Raw genomic sequence first — 12,887 nt, 5'->3', positions numbered from 1 at the left:
CGGAAGTCTGTGCACGGCAGGCGGATCCGAGCCGCTAGTGCAGCAGCACGATCTTCCCCCGGGCATGCCGGGTCTCCGCGAGTTCGTGGGCGGCCACGACCTCAGACAGCGGGAACGTCGCCGCCACCGGGATCCACAGCCGGCCCTCGTCGGCCAGGGTGACCGCGGCCGCAAGGCCGTGCACGGCAAGGGGATCCGCGCCGGGCGTGGCCGGGGCGCCGTGGGAGAAGTGCACTCCGTGGGCCGCCGCCGTGAAGTCCGCCAGCGTCACCACCCGCGACGGATCACCAGCCACCGCAACGAGGTCCGGCAATGCGCCGCCCGCGCAGTCGACCACCGCGTCCACTCCGGACGGTGCCAGCGCACGCACCCGGTCCACCAGCCCGGGTCCGTACGTGGTCGGCTCCGCGCCCAGCGCACGCAGGAATTCGTGGTTACCCGGGCTGGCCGTGCCGACCACCCGCGCACCTCGGGCTGCCGCGAACTGGACGACGGCCGTGCCCGTTCCGCCCGCCGCACCCTGGACCAGGACCGTCTGGCCGGCGCCGACCGCCAGCCGGTCGAGGACGCGGGTGGCCGTCTCGGCCGCGCCCGCCGCGCCGCCCGCCTCCGCCCAGCTCCACGCCGCGGGCTTCGGGGCCCACGCCGCCAAGACCGCGAAATCCGCGTTGGCGCCACGCACCTTCGCCGGGGCCATGCCGAACACCGCATCGCCGAGGGCCACGGCCGTGACGCCGGGGCCGATCTCGTCGACCACCCCGGCCGCGTCGAACCCGGTGCGGAACGGGAACTCCACCGGCACGGCGTCCCGCAGCGCACCCGAACGGAGGCGGATCTCGCCGGGCGAGATCCCGGAAGTCCTTACGGCGACCCGGATCTCGCCCGGACCGGCGTGCGGCGGAGGCACGTCGGCGACCTCCACCACGCTCGGCGGGCCGTACGAGGAAAACTGGACTGCTCTCATACGGGCGAACGTAACGGAGCACCCCGTCCGGTTGGCTAAAGTGAGAGGGGTGACGGCTCAAGTGAGAGCGCCCCTGCGCTCCGACGCCCGCGACAACCGCGGGCGCATCCTCGCGGTCGCCCGCGCGGCCTTCGCCGCCGAGGGCCTCGACGTGCCGATCCGCGAGATCGCGCGACGCGCCGAGGTCGGCGTCGCGACCGTCTACCGGCACTTCCGGACGAAGGAAGCCCTGCTCGCCGAGGCCTTCGCCGAGCAGCTGGCCTCGTGCCGGGCGGTCGTCGAAGCGGGCCTCGCGGCCGACGACCCGTGGCGCGGGTTCTGCCTGGTGATCGAGCGGCTCATGGAGGTGCACGCGCTCGACCGCGGTTTCGCCCGCGCGTTCACCTCGCGGCTGCCCGGCATCGAAGACTTCGCCGTCGACCGCGATCGCACCCTGCGGCTACTGCTCAAGCTGGTGCGGCGAGCCAAAGACGCCGGGAAACTACGCGACGACTTCGTGCTCGAGGACATCAGCCTGGCGCTGATGGCGAACGAAGGCATCCGCGCCGACTCGCCCGAGCTGCGCGTGGCGGCGTCACGCCGGTTCGCCGCCCTGATGATCCAGTCGTTCCGGGCGGAGCCGGTCCGCGCGCCGCTGCCGCCCGCCGTCCGGCTGCCGCTGTCCCGGGTCGAGCTCAGCAGGGCCCGAAGTACCGGCACTCGATCAGCGCCCTGAGGTCGTGCGTCGCGGCGCGCGACTCCAGGTCGTCGAGCAGGGCTGCGACGCCGTCAACGGCGACGACCTGCTCGGCCGTGTCGTGCTCGGCGCAGCCGCTGCCGTGGAGGTTGCCCGCCGGGACGACGCAGAACACCTCCGCGCCGTCGTCGCCGTAGCTGAAGTAGGCCTGCAACGGGACTGGGGTCGCGTCGGCGACGGGGTTGCACCGCTGGCCGCCGAAGCTGCCGGGGTACTCCCAGCCGGCGTCGAGGTCGGCCGCGTCGAGGCGCCAGCCGCGCCCGGTGAGGATCTCGTGCACGCGCTGCCGGCCGGACGCGGTCTGGGCCATCAAGGCGATCCCTTTCGAAGGTGGCGAGGAGCCTCCAGTGTCTCGGGAGGCCGCTCGCCACGATCGGGTGACCACGGTCAGCGCCGGAGCGTGGTCTCCTCCGCCATCCCCGACAGCTTCGCCGGGTTGCGCACCGCGTAGACCCCGGTGACGAGGCCGCCGTCGATGCGCAGCGCCACGACCGTGTCGAGCTCGCCGTCGATGGACAGGACCATCGCCGGGTGGCCGTTGACCTGCGCCGGCCGCAGCATGGCCTGCCCGTCGACCCGGTCCAGCCCGCCGAACAGCACCCGGCCCACCTTGTCGGCGCCCACGACCGGCCGCAGCACGGCCTGCTTGACGCCGCCGCCGTCGCCGACGAGCACGACGTCCGGGGCGAGCAGGTCGAGCAGTCCCTGCAGGTCCCCGGTTTCGATCGCGCGCTGGAACGCCGCGAGCGTGTCCCGGGCGGTGGCCCGGGAGACCGTCTCGCGCGGCCGGCGCGCCGCGACGTGCGACCGCGCCCGGTGCGCGATCTGGCGGACCGCCGCACCGCTCTTGCCGACGGCCTCGGCGATCTCGTCGTAGGGCAGGTCGAACACCTCGCGCAGCACGAACACCGCGCGCTCGGTCGGGGTGAGCGTCTCCAGCACCAGCAGCATCGCCATCGAGACGTGGTCGGCCAGCTCGACGTCCTCGGCGACGTCGGGTGTGGTCAGCAGCGGCTCGGGCAGCCACGAACCGACGTAGGACTCCTTGCGCCGCCCGAGCGTGCGCAGCCGCTGCAGCGCCTGGCGGGTGGTGATCCGCACGAGGTACGCGCGCGGCGACTGCACGGTGGCGAGGTCGACGCCCACCCACTTCAGCCACGTCTCCTGCAGGACGTCCTCCGCGTCGGCGGCCGAGCCGAGCATCTCGTAGGCCACGGTGAACAGCAGGTTCCGGTGGGCGACGAACACCTCGGTGGGGTCCTCTGCGCTCGTGCTCCCCGTCATGGTGGTCCCCCTTCGCGTCCGGCTGCGTCCCCCATCAGATACCGGGCCCCGCCGTTCTGTGACAGGCCAGTGCTGTGGCGTGGGTCACTGTCACAACCGGGCAGGGCACCGGCATCTGGTGGTCGTCAACGCACGCACCACGAGATGAGGACACAGATCATGGAAGCTCGATTCAGCATGCTGGACAACGCGTTCGCCGCCAAGTTCGGCAAGCGGTTCGCCGGGGTCAGCCTGGTGATCGACCAGTCGCCGCTGCCCAAGGTCGTCCAGGAGCTGGTCAAGATCCGCGCCAGCCAGATCAACGGCTGCGGGTTCTGCACCGACATGCACACCAAGGACGCCACCGCCGACGGCGAGACCGCGGTCCGGCTCAACCTGGTCGCGGCCTGGCGCGAGGCCACCGTGTTCACCGACGCCGAGCGGGCCGCGCTGGCCCTGACCGAGGAGGGCACCCGCCTCGCCGACGCCCACCAGGGCGTCTCCGACGAGACGTGGGCCCAGGCGCGCAAGCACTTCGACGACGACCAGCTCGGCGCCCTGGTCTGCCTGGTCGGGCTGATCAACGCGGCCAACCGGATGAACGTCATCGCGCGCACCCCGGCGGGGTCCTACGAGGCCGGCATGTTCGCCGACTTCGCCCCGAAGGGCTAGGCCGTCACCGGCCGGATCAGCTCGTCGGCCACCCACTTCGCGACGCCGTCCGGATACGGCGACGCGACGCTGAGGACGAAGTGCCCGAAGCCCGCGTCGAGGGCTTCGCGGATCGCGTCGCGGGTGGCGCCGGGGTCGTCGTAGGACACCGGCAGGTGGATCGAGCGGGTGATCGACGCGGGGTCGCGGCCGATCTCGCCGCAGTAGCGGTCCAGCAGGGCGCTGCGGCTGATCACGTCCTCGATGTCACCGCCCGGGATGTTCCAGACGTCGGCGTGCTCGGCGACCACCCGCAGCGTCGCGGCCGCGCGCCCGCCGACGACGATCGGCGGGTGCGGCCGCTGCACCGGCTTGGGGTTGCCGAACGCACCGGTCAGCCGGTGGTGGACGCCGTCGAAGTCGAACGGCGCGTCCTCCGTCCACAAGCGGCGGATCACCGTGCAGGCTTCGGCGAAGCTCGCCACGGCGTCCGCGGTCTCCTGGAACGGCAGGCCGTGGGCGGCGTACTCGCGCCGGGCCAGCGGGTGGCTCGGCCGCGAGCCGACGCCGATGCCGAAGTCGAGCCGGCCGCCCGAGACGACGTCGACGGTCGTGGCGATCTTGGCCAGCATCGCGGGCGGCCGGAAGCGGTTGCTGGTCACCAGCAGCCCGAGCCGCAGCCGGGACGTCTGCGCGGCCAGCGCCGCAAGCAGCGTCCAGCCCTCGAAGATCGGCCCGTCCGGGTCGCCGAAGATCGGCATGAGGTGGTCGAACAGCCAGGCGTGCTCGATCTCGGGGACCGTGTCCGCCTCGCGCCAGACGCGCAGGATGTCGTCGTAGGAGACCTGCGAGGGCGCGGTCATGATGCCGAATCGCGGGGTGGGGGACATGTCAGCGGCGCCTCAGGGTCGGGTCGAGCAGGGCGGGCGGGGTGTCGAACTTCTCGTCGGCGGCCAGGTCGGTGCCCGGCGCGACGATCGCGTCGATCTCGTCGAGGACGTCGGCGGGCAGCACGGTGTCGGCCGCGGCGAGCTGCGAATGCAGGTGATCGAGCGTGCGGGGGCCGATGATCGCGCTGGTCACGGCGCGGTGCGCGGTGACGAACCCGAGCGCGAGCTGGATCAGCGTCAGCCCGGCCGCGTCGGCCACCTTCACCAGTCGCTCTACGGCGTCCAGCCGGGCCTGGTTGGCGGGCCGGGCGAGGTCGAAGCGCTGCGGCAGGACCTGTGACCGGCTGGTGGTGATCTCCCGGCCCGCGCGGACCGCGCCCGAGAGCCAGCCGGACGCGAGCGGGCTCCACGCCAGCACGCCGAGGCCGTACTCCTCGGTCACCGGCAGCACGTGGGTCTCGATGCCGCGCTGCAGGATCGAATAGCTGGGCTGCTCGGTGACGTACCGGCTCAGGTGGTGCTCGCGGGCGGCCCACTGGGCCTGCACGATCCGGTAGGCCGGGAAGGTCGACGAGCCGAAGTAGCGGATCTTGCCCGCGCGCTGCAGGTCGGTCAGCGCGGAAAGCGTTTCCTCGTCGCTGGTCGCCGGGTCCCAGCGGTGCATCTGGTAGAGGTCGACGTGGTCGACGTCCAGCCGGCGCAGGCTGTTGTCCAATTCGGTGACCAGCCAGCGGCGGGAGCTGCCGCGGTGGTTGCGCTCGTCGCCGATCGGCATGGTCGCCTTGGTGGCGAGCACGAGGTCGTCCCGGCGCCCGGCGATGGCCTTGCCCACCATCACCTCCGACTCGCCGTCCCCGTACATGTCGGCGGTGTCGACGAGGTTGATGCCGCCTTCGAGGGCGGCGTCGACGATGGCGGTGGCCTCGTCCTGGGTGGTGCGCCCGATGGCGCCGAAGTTCATCGCGCCGAGCGCGAGGGCACTGACCTGCACACCGGTGCGGCCCAACGTGCGGTACTGCATGAGACTGGTCCTCCATGGCATCATGGTCAAACGGAACGTTGCTCCGCTAACGATACGGAGCATTGTTCCGTTTAGCAAGGACGGGAGGACTTCGTGGTGGACGAAGGGGCGGCGCGGCCGAAGCGGGCGGACGCGCGGCGCAACAAGGAGACGCTGCTCGACGCGGCCGCGGCGGTCTTCGTCGCCTCGGGCGTGGACGCGCCGGTACGCGACATCGCGGCCAAGGCCGGCGTCGGGATGGGCACGATCTACCGCCACTTCCCGACCCGGGCCGACCTGGTCATCGCCGTCTACCGGCACCAGGTCGAAGCGTGCGCCGAGGCGGGCCCGGCCCTGCTCGAAAGCAGTGACAGCCCGCACGCCGCGCTGGCGCAGTGGATCGACCTGTTCGTCGACTTCCTGGTCACCAAGCACGGCCTGGCCGGGGCGATGCAGTCGGACAACGCCGGGTTCGAGACGTTGCACGCGTACTTCCTCGACCGGCTCGTGCCGGTGTGCACGCAGCTGCTCGACGCCGCGGTCGCGGCGGGTGAGGTGCGCGCCGACCTGGCGGCCATCCAGCTGATGCGCGGTGTCGGGAACCTGTGCATCGGCGCGGACAGCGACGACGGCTACGACGCGCGCCGCCTGGTCGGGATCCTCGTCGCGGGGCTGCGCCTGGCGCGGTGACCCGGGTCTCACCGCGAAAAGTGGTCAAGAGTCTTGATAGTCATTAATCTTGACTAAGTCAGGCCCGCGACCCCGAGGAGCGACCATGTCCGCGACCAAGTTCACCGAACGGCTGACCCGCGACAACGCGGCGTTGCTGCTGGTCGACCACCAGGTCGGCCTCTACAGCGGCGTCCGGGACATCCCGGTCGGCGAGCTGAAGCACAACGTCGTCGCGCTGGCGAAGACCGCGCGGATCCTCGGCCTGCCGATCGTCGTCACGACGACCGCGGCCGACAGCATGTGGGGCCCGCTGATCCCCGAGCTGGCCGAGGTGCTGCCCGCGGACCTCGAGGTGATCGACCGCTCGAGCGTCAACGCCTGGGACGACGAGCGCGTGGCCGGCGCGATCCGCGCCACCGGCCGCAAGAAGCTGATCGTCACCGGCATCTCGACCGAGGTGTGCCTGGCGTTCCCGGCGATGGCCGCCACGGCCGAAGGGTTCGACGCCTACGCCGCGATCGACGCGTCCGGCACCTTCTGGCAGGCCAAGCGGGAAGCGGGCCTGCTCCGGATGCAGCAGGCCGGAGTCATTCCCATCGACTACTCGACCGCGATGGTGGAGATCCTGGCCGACAACGCCGATCCGCTGGCCGGCGACGTCTACGCGGCCCTGGACATGCCGTTCGCCGTGATCGTGGGCCAGCTGGCCGCCGCGTACGCCAAGAACTGACTGCACCGAAGGGACCGCGCACCATGTCCGTCATCGAGCTGACCACGTTCACCGTCCGCCCGGACCGCACCGCGGCGATGCTCGCGGCGCGCCCCGGGATGGTGGCGGCCTTCCGCGAGGGCCGCCGCGGCTTCGTCTCGGCGAAGCTCGTGCGCCTGGACCCCGACACCTGGCTGGACTTCGTCGAATGGACCGACGACACGGCCTGGGACGAGTCGAAGGCGAAGGGCGGCGACGACCCGCGGATCGCGGCGTTCTTCGCCACCATCGACGCGCTGGTGAGCGCCCGCCGCGGCGCCCGCTACGACGACGAGCAGGACGGCCCGCGCCCGGTGCGGACCATCGCCTACGGCCCGGACCCGTCGCAGGTGGGCGAGCTCTACCTGCCGGCGGGTGACGGGCCGTTCCCGGTGGTCGTGCTGCTGCACGGCGGGTACTGGTCGGCACCGCACGACCGCCGCGGCATGACCGGCGTGGCGGACGACCTGGTCGCCCGCGGGTACGCGGTGTGGAACGCGGAGTTCCGCCGCCTCGGCGACGGCGGCGGGTGGCCGGCCACGTTCGAGGACGTCGCGGCCGCGGTCGACGCGGTGGCCGGCCTGGACCCGGCGCTCGACCCGGCCCGCGTCGCCGTGCTGGGGCACTCGTCCGGCGGCCAGCTCGCGGCGTGGACGGCCCGCCGCGCGGCCCTGCCCGGCGGCACGGTGGGGGCGTCGCCGGGCGTGGTGCCGGTGGCGGCGGTGTCGCTGGCCGGGGTGCTGGACCTGGCGGAGGCCGACCGCACCCGGCTCGGCGCCGGCCTGCCCGGCGTCGGCGACGGTCTGGTGAACCAGCTGCTGGGCGGCCACGTCGACGACGTCCCGGAGCGGTACTCCGCGACCTCGCCGATCGCGCTGGGCGACACGGGTGTGCCGGTGCTCGCCGTCCACGGTGCCGCCGACGACGCCGTGCCGCCGTCGTACGGCCGGGCGTACGCCGAGCGGGTGGCGAGCGCGGAGTACCTGGAAGTGGCCGGTGCCGGCCACTTCGACGTCGCCGACCCCGCGCACGAGAGCTGGGACCGGGTGACGAAGTGGCTGGGCGAGCACCTGCCGGCGGGCGTCACTCGCGGGTGACGGCGCGCTGTTCCTCGGTGATGTCGGTGAAGAGGCGCTTGAACCGCGCGTAGTCCTCGTGGCCGAGGCGCTGCGCGTGCCGCTCCTGCATCGCGGCCATGATCGCGTCCGCCGCCTGCATCTGGGCGAGGCCGCGATCGGTGGGGCAGATCAGCTTCGCGCGGCGGTCGCTCGGGTCGGGGCGGCGTTCGACGTACCCGAGGGTTTCCAGCTCGTCGATGAGCGTGCCGACGATCTGCTTGTGCTGCCCCGACAGGCGGGCCAGCTCGGTCGCGCGCACGCCACCGGGGTCGAGGTAGGCGAGCACCGCGCCGTGGCGGGGGTTCAGGTCGCCGAACCCCCGCGCGGCCAGCGTGCTGAACAGCTCCCGCTGCACCGCGAACAGCAGCCGGCCCGCCAGGACGCCCAGATCGGGATCCGTCGCGTTGCGCTCGGCTCGGGTGACCATGGGACCACCCTACCCAGCCCGGGGGCGAAAGTAAGCAACCGGCGGTGATCCCGACCGCCCACAGTGGAGGGTGCCGGGGTCGTGTTGGCCGCTCGCCAAGGTGGCCGTGCCTCGTTCACCCGCTGTGGCCCGGCGTCATCCGACCAGGGAACGCAATCGGCCGCCCGGGTTGCTTTCGCGGGCTTCGGTCCTGGCGCTCGGGAGGCCCCGATGGTCCGTTCAGGCCGCGCAATCGCGGGCTCCCGTTTCCCGGAGTGAACGTTCTTGTGACCCGCGACAACGGCCCACTAGCGTTAATCACCGGGCCGAGGAAAACGTCCGGCCCCATTCCTTCCGCCAGGGAAAAACCAAGGAGCCGCCCGTGATCTCCACCGACCAGCCCGTGATCCGCAGCGCGTACCAGCAGTCCATCGCGGACTACTGGAACCGGGAAAAGGATCCGGTCAACCTCCGGCTGGGCGACGTCGACGGGCTCTACCACCACCACTACGGCATCGGCGAATACGACCCCGCGGTGCTGGAGGCCCCCGAAAACATCCGCGACGAGGCGATCATCGCGGAGATGCACCGGCTCGAGACGGCGCAGGCCGAGGTGCTGCTCGACCACCTCGGCGCGGTCGGCCCGGGGGACAGGCTGCTCGACGCCGGCTGCGGGCGCGGCGGCACCAGCATCATGGCCAACCAGCGGTTCGGCTGCCAGGTCGACGGGGTGTCCATTTCGGAGCAGCAGGTCGCGTTCGCCAACGAGCAGGCGAACAAACGCGGCGTCGCCGGCCGGGTGCGCTACCACCTGCGCAACATGCTCGACACGGGTTTCGAAACCGGGGCCTTCAAGGGCGCCTGGAACAACGAAAGCACGATGTACGTCGACCTGCACCAGCTCTTCGCCGAGCACGCGCGCCACATCGCGCCGGGCGGCCGGTACGTCACCATCACCGGGTGCTACAACGACGTGACCGGCGGCCGGTCGCGCGCGGTGAGCCAGATCGACCAGCACTACATCTGCAACATCCACGCCCGCGGCGACTACTTCAAGGCGTTGTCCGCCAACGGTTTCGTGCCGATCAACGTCGTCGACCTGACCGCCGCCACCATCCCGTACTGGGAGCTGCGCGCGCAGTCTTCGGTGGCCACCGGGATCGAGGACCCGTTCCTCACGGCGTACCGCGAAGGCAGTTTCCACTACCTGCTCATCGCCGCCGACCGGGTCTGATCGTGGCGACCGGCACCGGCACCGCCCCGGGGTGTCCTCTGTGGATGGTGGACGACGCGCTCGCGTTCGCCGCCGGGCCGTCGGGGATCGGCACGTCCGCGGCGCGGATCACGGCGGAGCTGGCCCACGAACCGGCGTACGCGGAGCGGGAGTGGGGTGACGGCACGGCTTCGCCGTTGTACGTCCCGGTGGTCGAACGCGTCGACGAGCCGCTGGCCGAGGAGGTCGACCGGCGGCTCGTCGCGTGGGCCGCGGACTGCGGGTTCACCGGCGAGGGCCTCGACCAGATCGCGAAGGCGGGCTTCGGCCGGCTGGCGATGCTGGCCCACCCCGACAGCGCGGACCCGGACCTGCTGCTGATCGCCGCGCAGCTCAACGCCGTCTGGTGGGCCGCCGACGACTACTACGCCGACGACAGCGCGCTCGGCGCGTCCCCGACCGAGCTGCCGCCGCGCCTGGCGCTGGTGATGGCGGCGATGGACCCGGTCGCCCCGGCCGGCGAGTTCAGCGGCCCGCTCGAGGAGGCGCTGCGGGCCGACCCGATCCTGGTCGGGCTGAACTCGGCGGTCGGGCACCTGGGCCGGCACGGCACGCCGACGCAGGTCCAGCGCGTCTGCTACGCCACGTTCTCGATGTTCGTCAGCTGGGACGCGTACGCGGCCTGGCGCTACACCGAGGCGTACCCGCCGGCGTGGGAGTACCTCGCCGCGCGCCAGCACGACAGCTTCTACACGTCGATGACGCTGTGCGACCCGGTCGGCGGCTACGAGCTGCCCGCCGCGTGGTTCTACGACCCGCGGGTGCGCCGGGCGATGATGCGCGCCGGCACCGCCTGCGTGCTGGTGAACGACCTGTACTCGGTGGCGAAGGACGCCGCCGACGAGAACCCGGTGTGCAACATGGTCCTGCAGGTCGCCGCCGACCGCGGCTGTTCGGTCGAGGAGGCGACCGAGGTCACCGTGGACCTGCACAACACGATGGTCCGCGAGTTCGAGGCGGGGCACCGCGAACTGCTCGCCGTGCCCGCGCCCGAGCTGCACCGGTTCCTCAAGGGCGTGCGGGCGTGGATGGGCGGCGGGTACGAATGGCACGCCACCAACCCGCGCTACCGGAGCTGACCGGGCGGGTGCCGGGCAGCAGCAGGGCGGGGACGACGGCGAGCGCGGCGAACGCGACCGCCCAGGCGAAGGTGTGGCCGAAGGCGGTGACCTGACCGGCCGCCCCGGGGTGGGCGGTCAGCTGGCGTTGGAGGACGACGGCGAGCACGGCGGTGCCGAAGGAGCCGCCGATCTGCTGCACGATCCGGGTCGTGCTGCTGGCGTGCGAGATCCGCTCGGGGGGCAGGTCCCGGTAGGCGCCGACCAGCACGGCCATGTTCGCCGCGCTCAACCCGGCGCCGCGGACGACCAGGGCGATCGCGAGCAGCAGGCCGTTCGGGTGCTGGCCGCCGAGGGCGAAGGGGAGGGTGCCCGCGGCGGTCAGTGCGATGCCGGCCAGCACGAGCGGGCGCGGGCCGATCCGGTCGGCGAGGCCGCCGGTGAACCGGGCCAGGAGGCTGCCCAGGCCCTGCGGGGCCAGCAGCAGCCCGGCGGCGACGACGCCTTCGCCCTGCACCTGCTGGTAGTACAGCGGAAGCAGCAGCATCGAGCCGAACAGGGCGAGCCCGGAGAGGAACAGCAGGGCCGACGACGCGGCGAACGAGCGCGTCCGGAACAGCCGCAGGTCCACCAGCGGTTCGGTGGTGCGCACGGCGTGGCGGGTGAACGCGGCGAGCAGCACGAGCCCGGCCGCCAGGGGAAGGAGCGCCCGCGGGCTGCCCGGGCCGTCCGAGGTGGCCATCTCGGAGAGGCCGTAGACGACGGCGGCCACGCCCGGCGAAAGCAGCAGCAGCCCGGGAACGTCCAGGCGGCTCGCCTTGCCCGGCGGGTCCGCGGGGAGCAGCCGCCAGGCGAGCACGATCGCCAGCAGGCAGAGCGGGACGTTGACGTAGAAGATCCACCGCCAGCTCAGGTGCCCGGCGATGAGCCCGCCGAGCACCGGGCCGAGGATCGGGCCGATCAGCGCGGGCAGCGTCACGACGGCCAGCAGCTTCCCGAGCCGCCGTCCGCCGGCGGCCCGGACCAGCAGGGTCTGCAGGAGCGGCAGCATCAGCCCGCCGCCGACCCCCTGGACCACCCGGAACCCGATCAGCGAGCCGATGTCCCACGCCGCCCCGCACAGGACGGAACCCAGCAGGAAGAGCGTCAACGCCGCCAGCCACAGCCGTTTGGCGCCGAAGCGGTCGGTCAGCCACGCGCTGCCCGGCACCGCCGTGGCCATCGCCAGCAGGTAGCCGGTGCTGACCCACTGCACGGTCGCCACCGGCGCGCCGAGCTCGGTGCCCAGCGTGTGCAGGGCGACGTTCACGATCGTGCTGTCCAGCAGCGGGGCCATCGCCCCGAGGACCAGCACGCCGGCCAGCTTGAGCACCGCGGGCTCCAGCCGGTCCGGACGGGTCGGTGTGGTCATGCGTACCCCCATCGTTGTCAGAAACAGCCGTTAGAGACGGTCCGTCTCTAACGACGTACGGTAGCCTGACCCATCAGGAGACGCAACGTCTCTTCCGGAGGGGATGCGGGCATGACGCAGGGCGGGGTGCGACGTCGGGGCGCGGAGCTGGAAGCCTCGCTTCTCGAAGCGGCGTGGGAAGAACTGGCCGCCGTCGGGTACGCGCGCCTGACGATGGAGGGGGTCGCCGCGCGGGCCAGGACCGGCAAGCAGGTCCTCTACCGCCGCTGGGGCAACCGGGCCGAGCTGGTGGTGGCCGCCCTGCGACACCGGACGGGCTCGATCGTCGACCGGATCCCCGACACGGGAACGCTGCGCGACGACGTCCTGACGCTCCTGCGGCGGATGGTCCGGCGCCAGCACGACGTCAGCCCCGACGTCATCCACGGGCTGCTGGCCGAAGTGCCCGAGATGAACCCGGAGTTCTTCACGGTGATGCGCGAGGCGATGACCGCCGTGCTGCGCCAGGCCGCGGACCGGGGTGAGCTCACGCTCGACGCCCTGCCCGCCCGCGTCGTCACGCTGCCCGCAGACCTGCTGCGCAACGAGATCTTCTTCGCCCGCGAGCCGATCGCGGAGAACACGCTCCTCGAGATCGTGGACGACGTGTTCCTCCCGCTCGTCCGAGCGACGGCGGGAGGAACGTCGGACCGTTGAG

General features: G+C 72.4%; 15 protein-coding genes. 8 read left to right on the top strand and 7 right to left on the bottom strand.

Features of this window, described 5'->3' with window-relative positions:
* Positions 1–34: 34 nt before the first annotated feature.
* Positions 35–964: an NADP-dependent oxidoreductase gene (locus VA596_RS30105; protein ID WP_323331553.1), complete on the bottom strand. Its 930-nt coding sequence runs from the start codon at positions 962–964 to the stop codon at positions 35–37.
* Between the two features lie 61 nt (positions 965–1,025).
* On the opposite strand from VA596_RS30105, the gene VA596_RS30100 reads away from it, so the two are divergent.
* Positions 1,026–1,679 carry a TetR/AcrR family transcriptional regulator gene (locus VA596_RS30100; protein WP_323331552.1) on the top strand — a complete coding sequence of 218 codons (654 nt, stop codon included), beginning with the start codon at positions 1,026–1,028 and terminating at the stop codon, positions 1,677–1,679.
* Here VA596_RS30100 and VA596_RS30095 read toward each other — a convergent pair.
* Both VA596_RS30095 and VA596_RS30090 read right to left on the bottom strand, forming a co-directional pair.
* Positions 1,639–2,010 (bottom strand): hypothetical protein, encoded by a 372-nt coding sequence (locus VA596_RS30095; RefSeq protein WP_323331551.1) that lies wholly within the window; start codon positions 2,008–2,010, stop codon positions 1,639–1,641. The genes VA596_RS30100 and VA596_RS30095 overlap by 41 nt on opposite strands.
* A gap of 77 nt (positions 2,011–2,087) precedes the next feature.
* The gene (locus tag VA596_RS30090) at positions 2,088–2,984 is read right to left on the bottom strand and encodes an RNA polymerase sigma-70 factor (protein WP_323331550.1); all 897 of its coding nucleotides are present in this window, start codon (positions 2,982–2,984) and stop codon (positions 2,088–2,090) included.
* A gap of 159 nt (positions 2,985–3,143) precedes the next feature.
* Between VA596_RS30090 and VA596_RS30085 the strand changes: the two genes are divergently transcribed.
* On the top strand, positions 3,144–3,635 hold the full coding sequence (locus VA596_RS30085) for a carboxymuconolactone decarboxylase family protein (protein WP_323331549.1): 492 nt from the start codon (positions 3,144–3,146) through the stop codon (positions 3,633–3,635).
* On the opposite strand, the gene VA596_RS30080 is transcribed toward VA596_RS30085, so the two are convergent.
* A complete protein-coding gene (locus VA596_RS30080; RefSeq protein WP_323331548.1) occupies positions 3,632–4,504 on the bottom strand; it encodes an LLM class flavin-dependent oxidoreductase in 873 nt (290 codons plus the stop codon). The genes VA596_RS30085 and VA596_RS30080 overlap by 4 nt on opposite strands.
* Before the next feature lies 1 nt (position 4,505).
* Entirely contained in the window at positions 4,506–5,525 is a 1,020-nt protein-coding gene (locus VA596_RS30075) for an aldo/keto reductase (protein WP_323331547.1), read from the bottom strand.
* Between the two features lie 93 nt (positions 5,526–5,618).
* Between VA596_RS30075 and VA596_RS30070 the strand changes: the two genes are divergently transcribed.
* From VA596_RS30070 to VA596_RS30060, 3 genes are all read left to right on the top strand, one after another.
* Positions 5,619–6,194: a TetR/AcrR family transcriptional regulator gene (locus VA596_RS30070; protein ID WP_323331546.1), complete on the top strand. Its 576-nt coding sequence runs from the start codon at positions 5,619–5,621 to the stop codon at positions 6,192–6,194.
* Between the two features lie 85 nt (positions 6,195–6,279).
* Entirely contained in the window at positions 6,280–6,906 is a 627-nt protein-coding gene (locus VA596_RS30065; protein WP_323331545.1) for an isochorismatase family protein, read from the top strand.
* Positions 6,907–6,929: 23 nt separating this feature from the next.
* Complete coding sequence (locus tag VA596_RS30060) at positions 6,930–8,021, top strand: alpha/beta hydrolase (RefSeq protein ID WP_323331544.1); 1,092 nt, start codon at positions 6,930–6,932, stop codon at positions 8,019–8,021.
* On the opposite strand, the gene VA596_RS30055 is transcribed toward VA596_RS30060, so the two are convergent.
* Entirely contained in the window at positions 8,008–8,469 is a 462-nt protein-coding gene (locus tag VA596_RS30055; protein ID WP_323331543.1) for a MarR family winged helix-turn-helix transcriptional regulator, read from the bottom strand. The two genes, VA596_RS30060 and VA596_RS30055, sit on opposite strands and share 14 nt — an antisense overlap.
* Before the next feature lie 361 nt (positions 8,470–8,830).
* On the opposite strand from VA596_RS30055, the gene VA596_RS30050 reads away from it, so the two are divergent.
* A complete protein-coding gene (locus VA596_RS30050) occupies positions 8,831–9,682 on the top strand; it encodes a geranyl diphosphate 2-C-methyltransferase (protein ID WP_323331542.1) in 852 nt (283 codons plus the stop codon).
* A 44-nt stretch (positions 9,683–9,726) separates the two neighbouring features.
* Positions 9,727–10,800, top strand: coding sequence for a family 2 encapsulin nanocompartment cargo protein terpene cyclase (locus VA596_RS30045; protein WP_323331541.1), 1,074 nt, complete (start codon positions 9,727–9,729; stop codon positions 10,798–10,800).
* Here VA596_RS30045 and VA596_RS30040 read toward each other — a convergent pair.
* The gene (locus VA596_RS30040) at positions 10,730–12,190 is read right to left on the bottom strand and encodes an MDR family MFS transporter (RefSeq protein ID WP_323331540.1); all 1,461 of its coding nucleotides are present in this window, start codon (positions 12,188–12,190) and stop codon (positions 10,730–10,732) included. The genes VA596_RS30045 and VA596_RS30040 overlap by 71 nt on opposite strands.
* A 111-nt stretch (positions 12,191–12,301) precedes the next feature.
* On the opposite strand from VA596_RS30040, the gene VA596_RS30035 reads away from it, so the two are divergent.
* The gene (locus VA596_RS30035; RefSeq protein ID WP_323331539.1) at positions 12,302–12,886 is read left to right on the top strand and encodes a TetR/AcrR family transcriptional regulator; all 585 of its coding nucleotides are present in this window, start codon (positions 12,302–12,304) and stop codon (positions 12,884–12,886) included.
* The last annotated feature ends 1 nt before the right edge of the window (position 12,887 follow it).

The organism is Amycolatopsis heterodermiae, from assembly GCF_034929455.1.
Lineage (GTDB): Bacteria > Actinomycetota > Actinomycetes > Mycobacteriales > Pseudonocardiaceae > Amycolatopsis > Amycolatopsis heterodermiae.
The sequence above is the reverse complement of the archived record's forward strand: the minus strand, read 5'-3'. Positions and strand labels throughout refer to the sequence as shown.

Bases quoted from the DNA above. Each gene is read 5' to 3' on its own strand.
- VA596_RS30105 (WP_323331553.1), bottom strand. From the start codon at position 964: ATGAGAGCAGTCCAGTTTTCCTCGTACGGCCCGCCGAGCGTGGTGGAG.
- VA596_RS30095 (WP_323331551.1), bottom strand. From the start codon at position 2,010: ATGGCCCAGACCGCGTCCGGCCGGCAGCGCGTGCACGAGATCCTCACC.
- VA596_RS30090 (WP_323331550.1), bottom strand. From the start codon at position 2,984: ATGACGGGGAGCACGAGCGCAGAGGACCCCACCGAGGTGTTCGTCGCC.
- VA596_RS30085 (WP_323331549.1), top strand. From the start codon at position 3,144: ATGGAAGCTCGATTCAGCATGCTGGACAACGCGTTCGCCGCCAAGTTC.
- VA596_RS30080 (WP_323331548.1), bottom strand. From the start codon at position 4,504: ATGTCCCCCACCCCGCGATTCGGCATCATGACCGCGCCCTCGCAGGTC.
- VA596_RS30075 (WP_323331547.1), bottom strand. From the start codon at position 5,525: ATGCAGTACCGCACGTTGGGCCGCACCGGTGTGCAGGTCAGTGCCCTC.
- VA596_RS30065 (WP_323331545.1), top strand. From the start codon at position 6,280: ATGTCCGCGACCAAGTTCACCGAACGGCTGACCCGCGACAACGCGGCG.
- VA596_RS30060 (WP_323331544.1), top strand. From the start codon at position 6,930: ATGTCCGTCATCGAGCTGACCACGTTCACCGTCCGCCCGGACCGCACC.
- VA596_RS30055 (WP_323331543.1), bottom strand. From the start codon at position 8,469: ATGGTCACCCGAGCCGAGCGCAACGCGACGGATCCCGATCTGGGCGTC.
- VA596_RS30045 (WP_323331541.1), top strand. From the start codon at position 9,727: ATGGTGGACGACGCGCTCGCGTTCGCCGCCGGGCCGTCGGGGATCGGC.
- VA596_RS30040 (WP_323331540.1), bottom strand. From the start codon at position 12,190: ATGACCACACCGACCCGTCCGGACCGGCTGGAGCCCGCGGTGCTCAAG.
- VA596_RS30035 (WP_323331539.1), top strand. From the start codon at position 12,302: ATGACGCAGGGCGGGGTGCGACGTCGGGGCGCGGAGCTGGAAGCCTCG.